This is a genomic window from Rhodanobacter geophilus, assembly GCF_040812275.1.
Taxonomy (GTDB): domain Bacteria; phylum Pseudomonadota; class Gammaproteobacteria; order Xanthomonadales; family Rhodanobacteraceae; genus Rhodanobacter_A; species Rhodanobacter_A geophilus.
Genome location: NZ_JBFOHL010000011.1, coordinates 114,838 through 134,260 on the forward strand (window position 1 = coordinate 114,838; position 19,423 = coordinate 134,260).

The 19,423-nt window shown below is 69.0% G+C and carries 16 protein-coding genes; 4 read left to right on the plus strand and 12 right to left on the minus strand.

The window, feature by feature from the left end:
* The first annotated feature begins 5 nt into the window (after positions 1 to 5).
* From ABQJ56_RS13260 to ABQJ56_RS13270, 3 genes are all read left to right on the plus strand, one after another.
* Complete coding sequence (locus ABQJ56_RS13260; RefSeq protein WP_367845482.1) at positions 6 to 2,492, plus strand: DNA topoisomerase I; 2,487 nt, start codon at positions 6 to 8, stop codon at positions 2,490 to 2,492.
* Positions 2,493 to 2,682: 190 nt separating this feature from the next.
* Positions 2,683 to 3,255, plus strand: coding sequence for an L-threonylcarbamoyladenylate synthase type 1 TsaC (tsaC, locus tag ABQJ56_RS13265; RefSeq protein ID WP_367845483.1), 573 nt, complete (start codon positions 2,683 to 2,685; stop codon positions 3,253 to 3,255).
* A 143-nt stretch (positions 3,256 to 3,398) separates the two neighbouring features.
* The gene (locus ABQJ56_RS13270; RefSeq protein WP_367845484.1) at positions 3,399 to 4,763 is read left to right on the plus strand and encodes an AMP-binding protein; all 1,365 of its coding nucleotides are present in this window, start codon (positions 3,399 to 3,401) and stop codon (positions 4,761 to 4,763) included.
* Between the two features lie 58 nt (positions 4,764 to 4,821).
* On the opposite strand, the gene ABQJ56_RS13275 is transcribed toward ABQJ56_RS13270, so the two are convergent.
* Complete coding sequence (locus ABQJ56_RS13275; protein ID WP_367845485.1) at positions 4,822 to 7,389, minus strand: putative bifunctional diguanylate cyclase/phosphodiesterase; 2,568 nt, start codon at positions 7,387 to 7,389, stop codon at positions 4,822 to 4,824.
* A gap of 385 nt (positions 7,390 to 7,774) precedes the next feature.
* Here ABQJ56_RS13275 and purD point away from each other — a divergent pair, with 385 nt between their 5' ends.
* Positions 7,775 to 9,055 carry a phosphoribosylamine--glycine ligase gene (purD, locus tag ABQJ56_RS13280; protein WP_367845486.1) on the plus strand — a complete coding sequence of 427 codons (1,281 nt, stop codon included), beginning with the start codon at positions 7,775 to 7,777 and terminating at the stop codon, positions 9,053 to 9,055.
* A gap of 99 nt (positions 9,056 to 9,154) precedes the next feature.
* Here the strand turns inward: purD and pgm are convergent, their stop codons facing one another.
* From pgm to ABQJ56_RS13335, 11 genes are all read right to left on the minus strand, one after another.
* Positions 9,155 to 10,801, minus strand: a complete 1,647-nt coding sequence (gene pgm / locus ABQJ56_RS13285) for a phosphoglucomutase (alpha-D-glucose-1,6-bisphosphate-dependent) (RefSeq protein ID WP_367845487.1) — start codon at positions 10,799 to 10,801, stop codon at positions 9,155 to 9,157.
* 10 nt (positions 10,802 to 10,811) lie between these two features.
* The gene (pgi, locus tag ABQJ56_RS13290; RefSeq protein WP_367845488.1) at positions 10,812 to 12,479 is read right to left on the minus strand and encodes a glucose-6-phosphate isomerase; all 1,668 of its coding nucleotides are present in this window, start codon (positions 12,477 to 12,479) and stop codon (positions 10,812 to 10,814) included.
* On the minus strand, positions 12,476 to 13,579 hold the full coding sequence (gene tal, locus ABQJ56_RS13295; protein ID WP_367845489.1) for a transaldolase: 1,104 nt from the start codon (positions 13,577 to 13,579) through the stop codon (positions 12,476 to 12,478). Before tal ends, pgi begins: the two co-directional genes overlap by 4 nt.
* A gap of 102 nt (positions 13,580 to 13,681) precedes the next feature.
* Positions 13,682 to 14,368 (minus strand): HAD family hydrolase, encoded by a 687-nt coding sequence (locus ABQJ56_RS13300; protein WP_367845490.1) that lies wholly within the window; start codon positions 14,366 to 14,368, stop codon positions 13,682 to 13,684.
* A complete protein-coding gene (gene zwf / locus ABQJ56_RS13305; protein ID WP_367845491.1) occupies positions 14,362 to 15,765 on the minus strand; it encodes a glucose-6-phosphate dehydrogenase in 1,404 nt (467 codons plus the stop codon). The genes ABQJ56_RS13300 and zwf overlap by 7 nt, the downstream gene beginning before the upstream one ends.
* 202 nt (positions 15,766 to 15,967) lie before the next feature.
* Positions 15,968 to 16,279, minus strand: coding sequence for a hypothetical protein (locus ABQJ56_RS13310; RefSeq protein ID WP_367845492.1), 312 nt, complete (start codon positions 16,277 to 16,279; stop codon positions 15,968 to 15,970).
* 127 nt (positions 16,280 to 16,406) lie between these two features.
* Positions 16,407 to 16,775 (minus strand): VOC family protein, encoded by a 369-nt coding sequence (locus ABQJ56_RS13315; RefSeq protein WP_367845493.1) that lies wholly within the window; start codon positions 16,773 to 16,775, stop codon positions 16,407 to 16,409.
* Between the two features lie 256 nt (positions 16,776 to 17,031).
* On the minus strand, positions 17,032 to 17,394 hold the full coding sequence (locus tag ABQJ56_RS13320; RefSeq protein ID WP_367845494.1) for a GFA family protein: 363 nt from the start codon (positions 17,392 to 17,394) through the stop codon (positions 17,032 to 17,034).
* A gap of 17 nt (positions 17,395 to 17,411) precedes the next feature.
* A complete protein-coding gene (locus tag ABQJ56_RS13325) occupies positions 17,412 to 18,320 on the minus strand; it encodes a hypothetical protein (RefSeq protein WP_367845495.1) in 909 nt (302 codons plus the stop codon).
* Between the two features lie 271 nt (positions 18,321 to 18,591).
* Complete coding sequence (locus tag ABQJ56_RS13330; protein WP_367845496.1) at positions 18,592 to 18,972, minus strand: hypothetical protein; 381 nt, start codon at positions 18,970 to 18,972, stop codon at positions 18,592 to 18,594.
* A gap of 15 nt (positions 18,973 to 18,987) precedes the next feature.
* The gene (locus tag ABQJ56_RS13335; protein WP_367845497.1) at positions 18,988 to 19,272 is read right to left on the minus strand and encodes a hypothetical protein; all 285 of its coding nucleotides are present in this window, start codon (positions 19,270 to 19,272) and stop codon (positions 18,988 to 18,990) included.
* Positions 19,273 to 19,423: the final 151 nt, after the last annotated feature.

Consider the following 19,423-nt stretch of genomic DNA (forward strand, 5'->3'; position numbering starts at 1 on the left):
GATTCATGGCCAAGAACCTGCTTATCGTCGAGTCGCCCGCCAAGGCCAAGACGATCAATAAATACCTGGGCAAGGACTTCCAGGTCCTCGCCTCCTATGGCCATGTGCGCGACCTCAAGCCCAAGGAGGGCGCGGTCGACCCCGAACACGGCTTCGCGATGAAGTACGAGGTGATCGAGCGCAACGAGAAGCACGTCGACGCGATCGCCAAGGCCGCGAAAGTCGCCGACGACATCTACCTCGCCACCGACTTGGACCGCGAAGGCGAGGCGATCAGCTGGCACATCAGCGAGATCCTCAAGGACCGCGGCCTGACCAAGGGCAAGCAGCTGCACCGCGTGGTGTTCTCCGAGATCACGCCCAAGGCGATCAAGGCCGCCGTGGCCGCGCCGCGCCAGCTTTCGCACGACCTGGTCGACGCCCAGCAGGCGCGCCGCGCGCTGGACTACCTGGTCGGCTTCAACCTGTCGCCGGTGCTGTGGCGCAAGGTGCAGCGCGGGCTGTCGGCCGGCCGCGTGCAGTCGCCGGCGCTGCGCATGATCGTGGAGCGCGAGGAGGAGATCGAGGCGTTCAAGGCGCGCGAATACTGGACGGTGGAGGCGCAGCTGCGCCACGCCGACGGCGAGTTCGGCGCCAGGCTCACCAGGCTCCACGGCAAGAAGTTCGAGCAGTTCGACCTCACCAACGAGGCCGATGCGATGGCCGCGCGCGCCGCGCTGAAGGAGGCCGCGCACGGCCGCCTCACGGTGAGCGAGGTGGGCAGCAAGGAGCGCAAGCGCCGCCCCGCGCCGCCGTTCACCACCTCCACGCTGCAGCAGGAGGCCGCGCGCAAGCTCGGCTTCACCACCAGCCGCACGATGAAGGTGGCGCAGGGCCTGTACGAAGGCGTGAGCCTGGGCAGCGAAGGCAACGTCGGCCTGATCAGCTACATGCGTACCGACTCGGTGGCGCTGGCCGACGACGCGCTGGCCGAGCTGCGCGCGCTGATCGCCCGCGACTACGGCCACAAGGCGCTGCCCGACGGGCCGCAGTTCTACAAGGCCAAGAGCAAGAACGCGCAGGAGGCGCACGAGGCGATCCGCCCCACCTCCGCGATGCGCACGCCGCGCGAAGTGTCGGCCTTCCTCAACGACGAGCAGCGCAAGCTGTACGAGCTGATCTGGAAGCGCACCGTGGCCTGCCAGATGATCCACGCCACACTGAACACCGTGTCGGTGGACTTCGAGCTGCCGCACGCCGCCGGCGGCCCCGCCGCGTTCCGCGCCACCGGCACCACCGTGGTCGATCCCGGCTTCCTCGCCGTGTACGAGGAGGGTCGCGACCAGAAGAACGCCGAGGACGACGACGAAGGCCGCCGCCTGCCGCGGCTGGAGAAGGGCGAGCAGGTGCCGTTGCACGACATCGCCGCCGACCAGCACTTCACCGAGCCGCCGCCGCGCTATTCGGAAGCCTCGCTGGTGAAGGCGCTGGAGGAGTACGGCATCGGCCGTCCCTCCACCTACGCCAGCATCATCCAGGTGCTGCTCAACCGCGAATACGTGCTGCTCGACAGCCGCCGCTTCAAGCCCACCGACATCGGCCGCGCGGTAGGCAAGTTCCTCGCCCAGCACTTCAGCCGCTACGTGGACTACGACTTCACCGCCAGGCTCGAGGACGAACTCGACGCGGTGAGCCGCGGCGAGGAAGCCTGGGTGCCGCTGATGCAGCGCTTCTGGCAGCCTTTCAAGCAGCAGGTGGACGAGAAGACCGAGTCGGTGGACCGCAGCGAGGCCACCGGCGCGCGCGAACTCGGCAGCGACCCCAAGAGCGGCAAGCCGGTGTTCGTGCGCCTGGGCCGCTTCGGGCCGTACGCCGCGATCGGCGACAAGGACAGCGACGAGAAGCTGCAGTTCGCCAGCCTGCGCCCCGGCCAGAGCATGCACACCATCACGCTGGCCGAGGCGCTGGAGCTGTTCAAGCTGCCGCGCCAGCTGGGTGTCGCGCCGAACGGCGACGAGGTCAGCGTGGGCATCGGCCGCTTCGGTCCGTTCGTGAAGCAGGGCAGCACCTACGCCTCGCTCAAGCCCGAGGACGATCCCTACACCATCGAGCTGCCGCGCGCGCTGCAGCTGGTGGAAGACAAGCTCACCATGCTCGCGAACCGCGTGATCGCGGACTTCGGCAATGGCGTGCAGGTGCTCAACGGCCGCTACGGCCCCTACATCACCGACGGCGAGAAGAACGCGCGCATCCCCAAGGACCAGGAGCCGAAGGAACTCACCGAGGCGCAGTGCCTGGAACTGCTTGCCGCGGCGCCCGCGAAGAAGGGTGGCCGTTTCGGCCGCAAGACCGCGGCGAAGAAGGAGCCGGCGGCGAAGAAGGCTGCCGTGAAGAAGACCGCCACCAAGAAGGCGCCAGCCAGGAAGACGGCCGCCAAGAAGACCGCAGCGAAAAAGGCCGCGACCAAGAAAGCCGCCACGAAGAAAGCCGCGGCGAAGAAGGCCCCCGCCTGATGCCCGGCGCGCCCGCTCGCGTCTTTCTCTCCTCTCCCGCCGGGAGAGGAGTCGGGGGAGAGGGTACGGGCTTGCCGCAACGCTGCACTTCGACCGGACCCTCACCCGGCTGCTGCCGCACACTCCCGGCGGGAGAGGGATTCACCGGCTGGCAGGCCGCGGACATGGAAGAGTCTGGAGCACTGGCCTGATGCCGTGGACCTTCACGCTGGCCGAACTCGATGCCGCCGCCGCGTTGCTGCACGCCGGCGGTGTCATGGCCTATCCCACCGAGGCAGTGTTCGGCCTCGGTTGCGATCCGCACGACCCGGCGGCCTTCGCGAAGATCTTCGCGCTCAAGCAGCGTCCCGCCACCCAGGGCGTGCTGCTGATCGCCGCCGAGTTCGCCCAGGTCGAGCGCTACATCGATTTCGTGCAGGTGCCCGCCGCGGTGCTGGCCCGGGTGCGCGCGAGCTGGCCCGGCCCGCACACCTGGATCTTCCCGCGCAGCGCCGCCGTGCCCGGGTGGGTGGCCGGCGCACATGCGGGCATCGCCTTGCGCGTCACCGCGCACGAACCTGCGGCCGCGCTGTGCCGTGCCTTCGGCGGCGCGCTGGTTTCCACCAGTGCCAACCCGCACGGCGCGCCACCCGCGAAGGACGCGCCGACCGTGCGCGGCTACTTCGGCGACACGCTGGACGGCTTGCTTGATGCCCCGCTGGGTGCGCAGGATCGTCCCACCACGATCCGCGACGCGCTCACCGGCGCTATCATCCGCGGCTGACTTGACGGTGAATCGCGACTGTTTCGGCCGTGCCCGGTTCAGCGGCGCGAGCAAGGGGAATCCCTAGCATCACGGAAGCCGCCCAGACCGGGCGGGCGGGGCGCAGAGCGGCCGTTGCATGGTCGCGACACGGGAGCAAGGACTTGGCCATCGTCTACGACAACCTGGAACGCGAGCCGGCGCAAGCCGCGTTGCCGCTGGTGAATGCGCGCGACCTGCAGCGCATCGTGGCCTGGCGCCACGGCGCGGCGGTGAGCGCGGGGCAATTCCTCGCCCACGTCGAGCAGGTCGCCGCATTGCTGCCCGAGGCGCCGGCCGCGGTGAACCTGTGCGAGGACCGCTACGCCTTCCTGGTCGCGTTCTGCGCCATCGCGCGCCGCGGCCAGGCCAACCTGTTGCCGCCCTCGCGCGCGCCCCAGGCGGTGGAGGAAGTGATGGCCGCGCATCCGGGCAGTTACGCGCTGGGCGAGCTGGCGCTGGCGCCCGCGCCGCACGGCTATCGCAAGCTGCCGGCGCTGGACGTCGATCCCGCCCCCGCTCTCATGGCGATGCCGGCGATTGCCGCCGAACAGGTCGTGGCGATCGGCTACACCTCCGGCTCCACCGGCGCGCCGCGCGCCAACGCCAAGAGCTGGCGCAGCCTCACCGCCAGCAGCGCGGGCACGCGGGCGATGCTGGCCGCCGTGGCCGGCGAACGTTTCCACGTGGTCGCCACCGTGCCGCCGCAGCACATCTACGGCATCGAGATGAGCGTGCTGCTGCCACTGCTGGGCGACGTGGGCGTGCACGCGGGGCGGCCGTTCTTTCCCGCCGACGTGGCCGCCGCGCTGGCCGAGGTGCCGGCGCCGCGCGTGCTGGTGACCACGCCGGTGCACCTGCGCGCGCTGGTCGCCGCCGGCACCGCGTTGCCCCCGCTGGCGGCGATGCTGTCCGCCACCGCACCGCTGCCGCCGGAACTCGCGCAGGCCGCCGAGCAGGCCTTCGGCGCGCCGCTGCTGGAAGTGTTCGGCTCCACCGAGACCTGCGCCTTCGCCAGCCGCCGCGTCACCGTCGACGCGGACTGGACGCTGTACGAAGGCGTGTGCCTGCACCCGCAACCCGACGGCACCCTGATCGAGGCGCCCCAGCTCGACGCGCCGGTGGTGCTGGCCGACATCGTGAGCCTGCACGACGCCGGCCGCCGCTTCCGCCTGTGCGGCCGCAACACCGACCTGCTGGAGATCGCCGGCAAGCGCGCCTCGCTGGGCGACCTCACCCGCCGCCTGCTCGCCATCCCCGGCGTCGAGGACGGCATCGTGTTCCAGCTCGACGAGGCGGATGCCGCCGGCGTGCGCCGCATCGCCGCGCTGGCGGTGGCGCCGCTGCTTTCCGAGGCGGGCATCCTCGATGCGCTGCGTCGCGCCGTCGACCCGGTGTTCCTGCCGCGCCCCTTGCGCCGCGTGCCGGCGCTGCCGCGCAACGAGACCGGCAAGCTGCCGCGCACGGCGTTGCTGGCGCTGCTGGGCTAGGAGAAGCCTCACCCGCGAGCTGCGGGGAGACATGGATCAGGCTCAGGCGAACCCGGCGTCACTCCAGCAGCGCGGGATGGTCCGCACGGGGCTTGTCCAGGTAGTGACCCTGCACCATGTCGATGCCGAATTCCTGCAGCAGCTGCAGGGTTTCGGCGTCTTCCACGAATTCGGCCACGGTGTGCTTGCCCATGCCGCGGGCGACTTCGATGATGGAGCGCACGAACACCTGGTTGTCGCGGTCGTGTGGCAGGTTGCGGATGAACAGGCCGTCGATCTTGAGCACGTCCACCTTGAGGTGCTTGAGGTAGGCGAACGAGGCGAAGCCGCTGCCGAAGTCGTCCAGGCACAGGGTGCAGCCGGCGCGCCGCAGCGCGTCGATGAAGCGCTCGGCGTCGCGCAGGTCGGAAATGGCGGCCGTCTCGGTCAGCTCCACCAGCAGACGCTTCGGCGCCACGCCGTGCCTGGCCAGCTGGGTGGTGATGAAAACGGGCAGGTCGGGATCGTCGAACGAGCGCCCCGAGATGTTGATGGCCAGCGCCGGCAAGCGGGGATGCGCGGCCAGCAACGCGATGCTCTCGCGCACCACCCAGCGGTCGATGTCGAGGATCTTGCCGCTCTTCTCCGCGTGGCCGATGAACTGGTCCGGCAGGATGCACAGCGCGGGATCGGCCTCGTCCACCATGCGCACCAGCGCTTCCAGGTGGGTCATCTCGCCGTTGCTCGCGCGGTACACGCCCTGGAAATGCAGGCGCAGCAGGTTGCGTTCGAGCGCGTGCTCGATGCGCTCGTTCCAGGCCAGCCGCGCGGCCGTGGCCTGCATGGCGCCGCGGTCGGCGCGGTAGACGTTCCAGCGGTTCTTGCCGAGGCGCTTGGCCTGGTACATGGCCATGTCGGCATGCGACACGAGTTCCTCGGCGCCCTGGCCGTGGTCGGGGTAGTGCGCCACGCCCAGGCTGGTGGTCAGTCGCACGGGCTGACCTTCGATCTCCAGCGCCATCCGCCCCACGGTGCGCACGATGCGTTCCGCCAGCACCACGGCGCCGTCCAGCGTGGCATGGGGCATGAACACGGCGAACTCGTCGCCGCCCAGCCGGCACAAATTGTCCGTCTCGCGCACCAGCGACCTGGTTTCACCCGCCACGCGCAGCAGCATCGCATCGCCCGCGATGTGGCCGAAGGTGTCGTTGACGTACTTGAACTCGTCCAGGTCGAAGATCAGCACGGCGCCCTGCTGGCCGGCGCGCGGGCCGCCCCGGAAGAAGCGCGCCAGTTCGGCCTCGAAGTAGTGGCGGTTGTGCAGGCCGGTCAGGGTGTCGCACTCGGCCAGCGTGGTGAGCCGCTCGCGCTGCTGCACCAGCTCGGCCACCATGGCGTCGAAGGCATTCGCCAGCCGCCCCAGCTCGTCCGGGCTGTCCAGCGCGATGGGCCGGGGTATGCGCCCCTGGCCCAGCTCGTCCACGGCATGGGTCAGGCGCAGCAGGGGGCGCGTCACCAGCGCATGGACACGGCGGCGCAGCAGCCAGAGGCTGGGCGCCAGGATCAGCAGGCCGATGGCGCACATCGCCAGCCAGAGCAGCATGACCCACTGGTTCACGCATTTCTGCGGCAGCACATTCACCTGGAACCAGCCCGGCCCGCGGATGCGCGACCAGGCCACCCACTGGCGGCCGTCGGGCGTGCGGCCGGCGCCGGTGCCGGTGCCGGCCGCCAGCACCATGCGCAGCGCCTGTTCGAGCGCGGGGTCCTGCAGCGCGGCGATCTGCAACTGGCCCCGCGCGGCGGCAATGCGCTCGCGCAACTGCGGGTGGGCGATCAGGTTGCCCTGGCCGTCCATGATGAGTTGCTGCACGGCCGCGCGGGGACGGACGGGAGCCACCGAGTCGATCAGCGTCTGTATCGCCACGTCGTGTCCCAGCGTGCCCACCCAGTGGCCGTGCCAGTCCAGTGGCGCGATGACGGACACCATCCAGGTGTGGGCCTGCTGGTCCAGGTACACCGGCGTCCAGAACACCTGGCGCCCGGGATTGCGGCGCGGGTCCGCGCCCAGCATGGTGGGGTAGTTCGCGTTGCTGGTGCGTGCATCGGCGTTGCCGCCCCAGTCGATGCCGCGGGCATATACCATCAGCCCGTTTTCCACGAAGTCCATGTACGCCGAGAAGAACGGCGGCACCAGCGCCGGGCCTTGCTCGCGCAGCAGCTCGTAGCTGACGACGGCGCGCAGGCGTACCGAGTCGGAAAGGCCGTGCGGTCCGTCGTGCAGGTACAGCGTGGGAGCGTTCCCGGTGTCCACCAGCCCGGGGCGCACGCGCCACAGTCCATCGGGGCTGCGTGCGAACAGGCGGTCGAAGCGCCCGGCCGTATCGGGCGGGGCCTCGTCCAGTCGCTGCACCAGCGTCTGGCGCAGGCGGCGCACGCTGGCGTCGGCCTGCACGAACAGGCTCTCGTTGGTTTGCGCCTTGAGCTGCACCCACTGCCGGATGGCCAGCGGCACCACGCGATCCGCCGCCAGCCGCAGGGCGACATAGCCCAGCATCGACAGCACCAGCAGCAACGCCAGGAACAGTCCCCAGAGGGTGAGGGACAGCCGATGGATCAGCGAGGTACCGGGCGCGGCAAGCGGCAAGAAATCACCTACTGTTTTCGATCAGGAGACATGGCTTGCACGGTCGCTGGCCCAGCGTCGTTCGGCAGCGTGCCGCGGCGGACATGGCCGAACGATTTGTGGACTCTACCGCAGGGTCGCGGCTTCGTCCCGGAGAGGCGAGGAGGGCCGCCTGCGGGATCGGTCGCGGACGGCCTTGCATGCCGGCCCCGTCCCATCGGCCAGGCGGGTTTCTGGCGAACCGCTGCGCATGACGTCGTCGATGCTGTCGAATCGCGCTTGCCGGAAAGTCTTCCGATTCGCGCCATCCATGCCGCGAGCGCCGCCCTGATCCGGAACCGCTGCGCGCGCTGCCGCTACAATGGCCATTCATTTCCATGCGGCAGCACCCCTCGGAGTCATCGGCATGAAGGTTCTCGTCATCGGCAACGGCGGTCGCGAGCACGCGCTGGCGTGGAAGCTCAAGCAGTCGCCGCGCGTCGATGAGGTGATCGTGGCGCCGGGCAACGCGGGCACCGCGCGCGAGCGTGGCGTGCGCAATGCCGACGTGGCGGTGACCGACCTCGACGGCCTGCTGAAGCTCGCCAGGGACGAGAAGGTCGGCCTCACCGTGGTCGGCCCCGAGGTGCCGCTGGTGGCGGGCGTGGTGGACAAGTTCCGCAACGCCGGCCTGCGCATCTTCGGGCCGCGCGCGATCGCCGCGCAGCTGGAAGGCTCCAAGGCCTTCGCCAAGGATTTCCTGCTACGCCACAACATCCCCACCGCGCGCTACGCGGTGTTCACCGAATTGAACCGGGCCCTGGCCTATGTGCGCGAACATGGCGCGCCCATCGTCATCAAGGCCGATGGCCTCGCCGCCGGCAAGGGCGTGGTGGTCGCGCTCACCCAGTCCGACGCGGAGCTGGCGCTGCACGACATGCTGGGCGCGCACTCCTTCGGCGACGCCTCGGCGCGCGTGGTGATCGAGGAGTTCCTCGACGGCGAGGAAGCCAGCTACATCGTGATGAGCGACGGCCAGCACGCGCTGCCGATGGCCTCCAGCCAGGACCACAAGCGCCGCGACGAGGGCGACCTCGGCCCCAATACCGGCGGCATGGGTGCGTATTCGCCGGCGCCGGTGGTCACGCCCGAGGTGGAGCAGCGCATCCTCAAGCAGGTGATCGAACCCACCCTGCACGGCATGGCCGCCGAGGGCGCGCCGTTCATCGGCTTCCTCTACGCGGGCCTGATGATCGACAAGGCCGGCAACCCCAGGGTGATCGAGTTCAACGTGCGCTTCGGCGACCCGGAGACGCAGCCGATCATGCTGCGCCTGAAGTCCGACCTGGTGGAACTGGTCGAGGCCGCGCTGGACGGCGAGCTGCACCGCACCCGCGTGCAGTGGGACCCGCGCCCTTCGCTGGGCGTGGTGATGGCCGCGGCCGGCTACCCGGGCAAGGTGCGCAGCGGCGACGCGATCAGCGGCCTCGACGCGCCGCCCGGCGCCGGCGCCAAGGTGTTCCACGCCGGCACGAAGCTGGATGCGGAAGGCCGCGTGGTGACCGCCGGCGGCCGCGTGCTCACCGTCTGCGCGCTGGGCAAGGACATCGCCGACGCGCGCGCACACGCCTACGACGCGGTGGCGAAGCTGCACTTCGACGGCGCGTTCTGCCGGCGCGACATCGCGCACCGGGCGCTGCGGCGCTGAGCGCGCAGCGCCGACGGGCGCAGGAGCGGCTTCAGCCGCGATACCACTCCGCCCGGTCGCGGCTGAAGCCGCTCTGCAACCGCCCCATGCAAGCGTCGCTTACGCCAGCGCCGCGTCCACCACCGACTGCGCCTCTTCCAGCAGGCTCTTGAGGTGCGCCTCGTCCTTGAAGCTCTCGGCGTAGATCTTGTAGATCGCCTCGGTGCCGGACGGACGGGCGGCGAACCAGCCGCTTTCGGTGACCACCTTGATGCCGCCGATCGCGGCGCCGTTGCCGGGTGCCTTGTCCAGCACCTGGGTGACCTTTTCGCCGGCAAGCGTGGCGGCCTTGAACTCGGACGGCGAGAGCCTGGCCAGCTTCGCCTTCTGCGCCGGCGTGGCGGCGGCGTCGACACGGCTGGCGTACGGCCGGCCCAGTTCGTCGGCGATGCGCGCATAGACCTCGCCGGGGTCGCGGCCCTCGCGCGCGGTGATTTCGGCGGCGAGCAGGCCGGGCACCAGGCCGTCCTTGTCGGTGCTCCATGCGCCGCCGCCCCTGCGCAACAGCGAGGCGCCCGCGCTTTCCTCGCAGCCGAAGCCCAGCGAGCCGTCGAACAGCCCGGGCGCGAACCACTTGAAGCCCACCGGCACCTCGTAGAGCTTGCGGCCCAGCCGCTGCGCCACGCGGTCGATCAGCGCGGTGCTCACCACCGTCTTGCCCACCGCGGCCTGCGCGTTCCACTGCGGGCGATGGCGGAACAGGTAGTCGACCAGCACGGCGAGATAGTGGTTGGCCGGCAGCAGGCCGGCCGAGCGCGTCACCACGCCGTGGCGGTCGTGGTCGGTGTCGCAGGCGCAGGCCACGTCGTACCTGTCCCGCAGCGCGATCAGCCGCTGCATCGCGTATGGCGAGGACGGGTCCATGCGGATCTTGCCGTCCCAGTCCACGCTCATGAAGGCGAACTGCGGGTCGACCGTCTCGCTCACCACGTCGATCGCGATGCGGTGGCGCTCGGCGATCGCCGCCCAGTAGTGCACGCCCGCGCCGCCCAGCGGATCGACGCCCAGGCGCACGCCGGCGCCGCGGATCGCGTCGAAGTCGACGATGTCGGCGAGGCCGCCGACGTACTCGGCGACGAAGTCGTGCTCCTGCGTGGTGGCGGCCTGGCGCGCCTGCGCGAACGGCATCCGCTTCACGTCCTTCAGCCCGGCTTCGAGGATCGCGTTGGCGCGGTCCTCCACCCACCTGGTGATGTCGGTGTCGGCCGGGCCGCCGTTGCTCGGGTTGTACTTGAAGCCGCCGTTGTCGGGCGGATTGTGCGAAGGGGTGATGACGATGCCGTCGGCGAGGCCCGTCTTGCGTCCCCGGTTGTGCACCAGGATCGCGTGCGACACCGCCGGCGTGGGCGTGAACTCGCCGCCCGTGGAGACCATCGTCGCCACGCCGTTCGCGGCCAGCACCTCCAGCGCGTTCTCGAACGCGGGCTGCGACAGCGCGTGGGTGTCGGCGCCGATGAACAGCGGGCCGGTCATGTCCTTCGACCTGCGGTAGTCGCAGATCGCCTGGCTGATCGCGAGGATGTGCTGCTCGTTGAAGCTGCGCTCGAACGAGGAGCCGCGATGGCCCGAGGTGCCGAAGGCCACGCGCTGCGCGGGCACCGCGGGATCGGGCTTCAGGTCGCTGTACGCGGCCAGCAGTTTCGGGATGTCGACGAGGATGGACGCCGGTGCCGGCTTGCCGGCGAGCGGGCTGATCTTCTGGCTCATGCCTGGCCTCTCAATGCGTGCCGTCGCGCAGCGCGCGATAGCGGCGGATCAGCGCGTTGGTCGAGCTGTCGTGCGCGAGCTTCGGCTCGGTCGCCGCGGTGAGCTCGGCGATGGTGGTCCGGGCCAGCTGCTTGCCCAGCTCCACGCCCCACTGGTCGAACGAGTCGATGTCCCAGATCGCGCCCTGCACGAACACGCTGTGCTCGTACAGCGCGATCAGGCTGCCCAGCGCGAACGGCGTGAGGCGCTCGGCCAGGATGGTGGTGCTGGGCCGGTTGCCCTCGAAGCTGCGGTGCGGCACCAGTGCCTCCGGCGTGCCTTCGGCGCGCACCTCCTCGGCGGTCTTGCCGAAGGCCAGTGCCTCGCCCTGCGCGATCAGGTTCGCGATCAGCAGGTCGTGCTGGTCGCCGCCCGGCTTTCCATCGGCATGCAGGGCGGGCACCGGGTTCAGCGTCTGGCCGAAGCCGATGAAGTCGCACGGCACCAGCCGCGTGCCCTGGTGGATCAGCTGGTAGAACGAGTGCTGGCCGTTGGTGCCCGGCTCGCCCCAGTAGATCGGGCCGGTGGCGTAGTCCACATGCGCGCCATCCAGCGTGACGTGCTTGCCGTTCGACTCCATCGTCAGCTGCTGCAGGTAGGCGGGGAAGCGTTTCAGGTACTGCTCGTAGGGCAGCACCGCCACCGTGGCGGCGTCGAGGAAGTTCGCGTTCCACAGGCCGATCAGGCCCATCAGCACGGGCAGGTTCTTGTCGAACGGCGCGCTGCGGAAATGCTCGTCCATCGCGTGGAAGCCGGCGAGCATGTCGTGGAAACGGTCCGGGCCGATCGCGATCATGGTGGACAGGCCGATCGCCGAGTCCATCGAGTAGCGCCCGCCCACCCAGTCCCAGAAGCCGAACATCTGCTTCGTGTCGATGCCGAATTTCTCCACTTCCGCGGCGGCGGTGGACACCGCCACGAAGTGCTTCGCCACCGCGCGCTCGTCGCCCAGCGCCTCCACGCACCAGGCGCGCGCCGCGTGCGCGTTGCTGAGCGTCTCCAGCGTGGTGAAGGTCTTGGAGCAGATGATGAACAGCGTCTCGGCGGCGTCGAGGTCGCGCACCGCCTCGGCGAAATCGGTGCCGTCCACGTTGGAGACGAAACGGAACGTCATGTCGCGCCGGCTGCAGTCGCGCAGCGCCTCGTACGCCATCACCGGGCCGAGGTCGGAGCCGCCGATGCCGATCGAGACCACGTTGCGCATGGCCTTGCCGCTGTGGCCCTTCCATGCGCCGCCGCGCACCTGGTCGGCGAACGCGGCCATGCGGTCCAGCACGTCGTGCACGTCCGGCACCACGTCGTGGCCGTCGACGAGGATCTTCTCGCCGCGCGGCGCGCGCAGCGCCACGTGCAGCACGGCGCGGTTCTCGGTGCTGTTGATGCGCTCGCCGCGGAACATCGCCGCGATGCGGCCCTTGAGGCCGCGCGCCTCGGCCAGCGCGCGCAGCAGGCGCAGCGCCTCGTCGTCCACGCGCTGCTTGGAGTAGTCGAGGTACAGGCCCGTCGCCTCGGCCACGAGGCGTTCGCCGCGCTTCGGATCGGCGGCGAACAGCTCGCGCAGGTGGCGGGTCTCGAGCAGGTTGCAGTGCTGCTGCAGCGCCTGCCACTCGGGCAACAGGGTGAGGTCGGCGCGGCTCATCGGGCAAGCGGCTCCTTGCCCTTGGCCGCCAGCGCGGCCTGCTTGTCGGCGATGCGCTGCAGCAGCTGTTTCCACGACTTCACGAAGGCCTCGGCGCCCTCCTGCTGTAGCTTCAGCGCCAGTGCGGCTATGTCCACGCCGGCCTTGCCGATCGCGGCCAGCGTCGCCTCGGCGTCGCCGCCGTCCGCCGGCAGCACCGCGCCGGGCTTGCCGTGGTCGGCGACGGCGTGCAGCGTCTTCTCCGGCACGGTGTCCACGGTATCGGGCGCGGCCAGCGCGTCGACGTAGAGCGTGTCGGGGGCGTTCGGGTCCTTGGTGCCGGTCGAGGCCCACAGCAGGCGCTGCGGGCGCGCGCCGGCGGCGGCCAGCTTCAGCCAGCGCGGCGAGGCGAGCAGCTCGCGGTAGGCGCGGTAGCTCTGCTTGCCGACCGCGATGCCGAGCCGGTTGTGCAGCTCCGTGGGCAACTGCGGGTTGGCGGCCACGTCCCAGCGGCTGATGAACAGCGAGGCCACCGAGGCCACCTGCGGATCCAGTCCCGCGGCCACGCGGCGCTCGATGCCGCGCAGGTAGGCGCCGGCGGCGGCCAGGTATTGCTCGCAGGAGAACAGCAGGGTCACGTTGATCGGGATGCCGCGGAAGATCGCCTCCTCGATCGCGGGAATGCCCTCGGGCGTGCCGGGGATCTTCACGAACAGGTTGGGCCGCTGCGCCTGCGTGTGGATCGCGTCGGCGGCGGTGATGGTGCCGTCGGTGTCGGCGGCCAGCAGCGGCGAGACTTCCATCGACACCCAGCCGTCCACCTGGTGGGTGGCGTCGAACACCGGCCTGAACAGGTCGGCGGCGCGGCGCAGGTCCTCCAGCGCCAGCTCGATGAACAGGTCTTCGCCCGACAGCCCGGCCAGCGCCTTGGCGTGGATGCCGGCGTCATAGGCGTCGCCGCCGCCGATCGCGGCGTCGAAGATGCTGGGGTTGGAGGTGAGGCCGGTGACCGAATCCTCGGCGATGTAGCGCGCCAGCGTGCCGTCGTCGAGCAGGGTGCGGGTGATGTTGTCCAGCCACAGGCTCTGGCCGAGGTCGTGCAGTTGCTGGGTCGCTTTCATGCTGGCTCCGGGGATGTAGGGGAGGTTTTGGTTTTCGCGGCTGAAGCCGCTCCTGCGGGGGCCATGCTTTGTAGGAGCGGCTTCAGCCGTGACGGGTACATGTCAGGCGCAGGCCAAGTGTCCAAGCTTACGCCCGCGCAGTTCCGCGATGCACGCGATCTCCATGTCGGGCGCGGGCTCGATGCGCTGGCCCGCCGCCGCCACGGCGTAATGGCCCTGGCGCACCCACACCGTGGTGAGGCGCGCGCCGAGCTGGCGCTTCATCGCGGCGAGGATGTCGGGTTTGTCGTCCACCATCACGTAGTGCGCGGCGGGGTAGCGCTGCTGCATGGCGTCCAGCATCTGCTGCTTGTGCAGGTAGACCAGCACGTCGCCATCCAGCGCCTGCCACAGCCCGGCGCGGTGGATCTTGCGCGGCTGGAACACCACGTCGCCGTCGGAGAGGATCACCGGCCGGCCCAGCGTGCGCAGGTGGGCAATGGTTTCCAGCGCGTCGGGATACAGCCGCAGCTCGAACGGGTAGTCCAGCAGGAAGCCCGACATCGCGAGCAGGGCGGGGTGGTTGTCCAGGCCGTCGCGGAAGCGCTGCAAGGCGTCGAGGTAGTCGGCGTAGCCCAGCTCGTTGCGCAGCCCGGCGTAGATCGCCCAGTAGCGGTCGCGCTCGGCGGTGCCGAAGTTGCGTTCCAGCTCGGCACCGAGGTCGGCGGCGAAGCGGTCGTTGTCGAGCAGGGTGTCGTCCACGTCCAGCAGGAACACCAGCGGCTCGGGCGTGGCGGTGTCGATCAGCATGGCGGCGCGGCCTCCGGCTGCGGGTCGTGCCAGCCCTCGTCGCCGGCCAGCGCCGCCGCCTCGGCCGGGCCCCAGCTGCCGGGCTCGTACGGGCGCACCGCGTTCCCGTGCCCGAGCACGCTGTCCACCACGCGCCACGCCGCCTCCACGCAGGCGTCGCTGGTGAACAGCGAGTTGTCGCCGCGCAGCGCGTCGCCCAGCAGGCGTTCGTAGGGCGCCATCTCCGTCCCGGCGTGGTGGCGGGCGATCAGCTCCACCGGCTCGCCCCGCATCGCCTCGCCGGGCCGCTTCACCCGCATGCCCTCGGCGATCACCACCTGCGGGCTGAGCCGGAAGCGGAAATAGTTCGACTGCGGCGCGGCTATCGTGTCGAACACCGACAGCGGCGGCGCCTTCATGTCCACCACCACCTGGGTGGTGGTGAGCGGCAGCTTCTTGCCGGCGCGGATGCAGAACGGCACGCCCGACCAGCGCCAGGTGTCGATGTGCAGGCGCAGCGCCACGAAGGTCTCCACGTCGGAATCCGCGGCCACGCCGGGCACGTCGCGGTAGCCCTTGAACTGGCCGCGCACCACCTCGTCCGGGGCCAGCGGGCGCATCGCGCGGAACAAGCGCAGCTTCTCCGCGTTCAGCGCGGCGGGATCGCTGCCGATCGGCGCATCCATCGCCAGCAACGAGGTCACCTGCAGCAGGTGGTTCTGCAGCACGTCGCGGATCGCGCCCACGCTCTCGTAGAAGCTGCCGCGCCCGTCCACGCCGAACTCCTCGGCCATGGTGATCTGCACGCTGTCCACGTAGCGGTTGTTCCACACCGGCTCCAGCACGCTGTTCGCGAAGCGGAAGTACAGCAGGTTCTGCACCGCCTCCTTGCCGAGGTAGTGGTCGATGCGGAAGATCGCCGACTCCGGGAACACCGTGTGCAGCGTGCGGTTCAACGCCTGTGCCGAGGCGAGATCGCGGCCGAACGGCTTTTCCACCACCACGCGCGCGTCTTCCGCGCAGCCGGCGGCCTTGAGGCGCGTCACCACCGTGCCGAACAGCGAGGGCGGGATCGCCAGGTAGTGCAGCGGCGCCTTCGCGTCGCCCAGCGCCTGTTTCAGCTGCGTGAAGGTGGCCGCATCGTTGTAGTCGCCGTCCACGTACTGCAGCCGCGCGGCCAGCTTCGCGAACGCGGCCTCGTCCACGCTGGCGCCGGCCTTCTTCGCCGCCTCCGCCACGCTGTCGCGCGCGCGCTGGCGCAGTTGCTCGACCGACCACCCGGCATGCGCCACGCCGATGATGGGCACGTCCAGCCCGTCGCGCGCCACCATCGCCAGCAGGGCGGGGAAGATCTGCTTGTAGGCCAGGTCGCCGGTGGCGCCGAAAAACACCAGGGCATCGGAAGCGGGATTCGCCATGGGTCGGGTTCTGCTCCGTATCGGGTGGGTGCGCGCAGGCGACGCACGGTGGGGACATGCCGCCCGCACGTTGTCGCGCGCACGAGCCTGCATGCCGCCCAGCCTGCCGGGCGCGGGGTGAAGTCCGCGCATAAGGGATGCTACGGGAATCGGACCGTGCCGCGCACGGCCGTGCCCGGATGCGGCATCGGGGCGCGCCGCGCTATGCGCCGGGCAACGAGAAGCTGATCACCACCCGCTTCGGCGCCTGCTTGAAGCGCTCCGCGACCGACTGCCGGCTCAGCTGCGCGATCTGCTGGATGGATTCGCCCGGCGGAATGCCCTCGAAGTTGACGGTGACGCTGACCAGGGCGCCGTTGGACCAGTTGAAACCGACGAAGGGCTTGCTGCCGACCGATCGCGCGAGATCCGCCGCCACCTCCTGCGAGTGCTTGAGCCCCTCGGTCATCGTGTCCACGGCGCCGCAACCCGCGAGGGTGGCGGCCAGCAGCAGGCCAAGAAAAATCGAGCGCATGTGTCATCCCCCTGACATCCGATGTTTGAACCCGGCGGCGCGCCCGGGCGCATGCAGCGGAGCCGCCGCCCCGCCTTCCATGATATGGACAAACGACCGGCCCGGAGTCTCCGGGTGGCGCGCGTGGTCAAGCCTCGGGTTCGTGGCAGACCACTTCGATGTTGTGCCCGTCCGGGCCGATGACGAAGGCCGCGTAGTACTTCCCGCTGTAGTTCGGGCGCAGACCGGGCGCGCCATTGTCCTTGGCGCCGGCCTCCAGGGCCGCGCGATGGAAAGCGTCCACCTGCTGGCGATTCCCGGCCACGAACGCCAGGTGCAGATGCGCCGGCTTCTCCGCGGTCTGGAACAGGCACAACGAAACCTTGCCGTCCGCGCTGAGCTCGACGCCGGGCGGCCCCTCCGAGACTACGGCCATGCCGATCGGTTCGAGCGCCTTGAGGAAGAACGCCTTGCTCGTTGCATAGTCGCTGACTCCGAATACGACGTGGTCGAACATGGGTTCTCCTGAAGCGCAAGGTCGGAGTGTCCACCAACCGCGGGAATTATCGCGCCGGCTTGTGCGGACTGTTAAGGAAGATCTGATCAATCGGCTTCTTGCTCGTCATTCCTGCGGAAGCCGGAATCCAGCGCCCTGGTGTTCAATGGCTTGCAGGCACCGGATCCCAGCTTTCGCCGGGATGACGAGGAAAATCAGACCTTACCTTGAGCGGCCGCGGTGAAATTCCGGGCCCGATGCAGGCAGCGGCAAGCGCTCAATCCAGGAATTTCCATGTATCTGCCCCATCGAACCGCCTGACGACGACCGATTCCAGGAGCCCGGGTTCAAAGTTCCGCAGGTTCACTCCATGGCGGGCGCCGGGCGCAGGTTCAAGCGGCTCCCAGTGGGTGACGATCCCGCAGGTCCTGCAGCGGATGTTCTTCAGCGTCCGGTCACCCCAAATGTAGCTTTCCGTGTTCTCGGGGTGGCCCTGGACGAGGACCGTGCCCAGTTCGTAGTAGGCCCATACCCCTCCCGTGCGCCGGCACAGCGAGCAGTTGCAACTCGTCGCCGTCCCGGGCGCCGCCGGCAGAGTCAGGCGAACCGCGCCGCAATGGCATGAGCCGTGCAGCGACATGGGGGGCCGTTCGTGATTCACGGGAATGCGCCGTTGGTGGTTGGGTTGCCTGACGCCCGGGGTGGATCGGAAGCCTCTTGCCGGAATGGTTGGCGCGCGGCGATATCTGACAAATACGCCATCGCCGTACCTTCCGCTGCCTCATTCGCAACCATGTCGGCATGGCCCTTGCCCACTGGGCGCCGAAGTGAGCGGTAAAGATCGACTGCCGCGTAGAGACAGCGGATGCACGAATCACGGTCGTAGGCGGCGACCGTCGCTTGAAGTTGTCCGGCGCGAGACGGCGCTGCCGTCTCCACGCGACGTACTCCCGCCGGTTGCGCGCCTGCCTCCGTCAGCACAAGTGGCCCGAGCACCCGGGCGCGCAGAAAGGCGAGGAAGTCCACTGCCTCGAACAGCTCACCCCGACCGATCTTGAGTGCCGCGTAATGGATCCACACCCAGAAGCGGTCTTCGATCCAAGGCAAGTCAGGGGCCGGATAATGCGCCTCGCCTGCCTGCAGAACCTGGCTCAATCGCCCCTCCCGCTCCCAGAGTACGACCGGTTCGTCCACGCGGACGACGGCATCGGGCAACGAAACGAACTTGAGATCGACATGGAGCGGTGGGCCGCCCTCTTCGCCGTGATACAGGCAGATCAGCAAGCGTGGTTCACCCACGTGCTCCCCGGTGAACGCGGCCGCAAGTAGGCCAAGTTCAGCCGCGATGCGGCGACGCTCGCCCATGACGACCGCCGTGGCATCAGGCTCCACGGCGATGACCAGGTCCAGGTCACTGAACTCGTCCATCCTGCCGCCGGAAAACGAGCCCGCAGCGGCTACGCCGACGATGCGTGGGTCGGCCTGCAGGCGTGGCAGTGCGCGCTCGAGAAATAATGCGTGGAAGTGAGGGGTCGCCTGTATTTGCATATGGTTTCGCGTTTCCATCCCGAAATGATGACACTGGCACCTGCGATGCGATCCACACGAAAAATTCGGAGCGCGGACGCTGGAGTTGAGCGGTGCGCGGTACGCGCTTCCGCTTGAATGACCGTCTGCGGAAATGCCGTCTGGCACACGTTGCAGCCTGCCAGCACTGGCACGCAACATGCGGCACGCCCCACTCGAAATCCCGCGACCGGCGGCGGCCCGAGAGCCCAGGGCGAAAGCTTCATGCGCCCGGGTTGACGGGGAAGTCTCCTACGGAGATGTTAGACGCTCACGGCGAACTGTGCGCGCTGGCTGGCTGCCTAGCTGCCTCGCGCGCCTTGGCCTTGAAGTAGAAGGCTGTTGTGAACAGCGTCTGCTGCTCTTTTTCCGAAGTATCTTTTTGTAGAAAGATGACCTCGCCATCGCTGGAAACTTGGGCGGCTCCGTCTGAGGGCCTAGCCAACATTACAATTTGAAGTGTCGCGGGGTCGGAGTCTTCGTGGAAGGTGCTCGGGGTGGCTCCTGAGCCGTCAACCATCACGACCTTGGAATGGACGGCTATATCTTGCATTGCAGCCTGAAGTTCTTTTGTGATGGTTACTTCCCCGGCTGAGGCAGCGAAGGCGAAGATGGCTGCAGCAGCTACCATCATTTTGTTCAATTGACGCACGTTATTCCCCTGTGCCTAACGCTTGAGGTAAGCGGAGGCGAAGCCGTCCACTTGGATGACTGGGTAGCGCGCGGGAACTGCAATGAGGCGTTGCGCTTTGGTGGTCTTGCGGAAAAGCGAAGCAGCGACAATGAACAGCAAGACCGCCGAACCCAGACAAGCAGCACCTGCGCTGTACGGCGCGCGCTGGCCTGCGGTTATGAACGCGATGCCCATGATGAAGGCAGCGGCAAGTGCACTGAGAAATCCGAGCGATGCAGAGAAATAGGCAAGAAACTTTTCGAGAAGAATCTTGTTCATTGCGTGAACCTCGCTTGTGAAGTGCTAAGGATGCTCTGATCTATTCCCCGACTGAGGCATCATAGCGATGAGCCCCCGGAAGCACATCCTCGATGAAGCAGCGTTCGTTCGCCTCGTTAAGTTTTGACGCCAAGAAGAAGCCCACCCGCCG

Coding starts and splice junctions, on each gene's coding strand:
- ABQJ56_RS13310 (WP_367845492.1), bottom strand. CDS start 16,279: ATGCGCTCGATTTTTCTTGGCCTGCTGCTGGCCGCCACCCTCGCGGGT.
- ABQJ56_RS13335 (WP_367845497.1), bottom strand. CDS start 19,272: ATGAACAAGATTCTTCTCGAAAAGTTTCTTGCCTATTTCTCTGCATCG.
- ABQJ56_RS13260 (WP_367845482.1), top strand. CDS start 6: ATGGCCAAGAACCTGCTTATCGTCGAGTCGCCCGCCAAGGCCAAGACG.
- ABQJ56_RS13320 (WP_367845494.1), bottom strand. CDS start 17,394: ATGTCGCTGCACGGCTCATGCCATTGCGGCGCGGTTCGCCTGACTCTG.
- zwf (WP_367845491.1), bottom strand. CDS start 15,765: ATGGCGAATCCCGCTTCCGATGCCCTGGTGTTTTTCGGCGCCACCGGC.
- ABQJ56_RS13325 (WP_367845495.1), bottom strand. CDS start 18,320: ATGGAAACGCGAAACCATATGCAAATACAGGCGACCCCTCACTTCCAC.
- tsaC (WP_367845483.1), top strand. CDS start 2,683: ATGCCGTGGACCTTCACGCTGGCCGAACTCGATGCCGCCGCCGCGTTG.
- pgm (WP_367845487.1), bottom strand. CDS start 10,801: ATGAGCCAGAAGATCAGCCCGCTCGCCGGCAAGCCGGCACCGGCGTCC.
- ABQJ56_RS13315 (WP_367845493.1), bottom strand. CDS start 16,775: ATGTTCGACCACGTCGTATTCGGAGTCAGCGACTATGCAACGAGCAAG.
- ABQJ56_RS13300 (WP_367845490.1), bottom strand. CDS start 14,368: ATGCTGATCGACACCGCCACGCCCGAGCCGCTGGTGTTCCTGCTGGAC.
- purD (WP_367845486.1), top strand. CDS start 7,775: ATGAAGGTTCTCGTCATCGGCAACGGCGGTCGCGAGCACGCGCTGGCG.
- pgi (WP_367845488.1), bottom strand. CDS start 12,479: ATGAGCCGCGCCGACCTCACCCTGTTGCCCGAGTGGCAGGCGCTGCAG.
- tal (WP_367845489.1), bottom strand. CDS start 13,579: ATGAAAGCGACCCAGCAACTGCACGACCTCGGCCAGAGCCTGTGGCTG.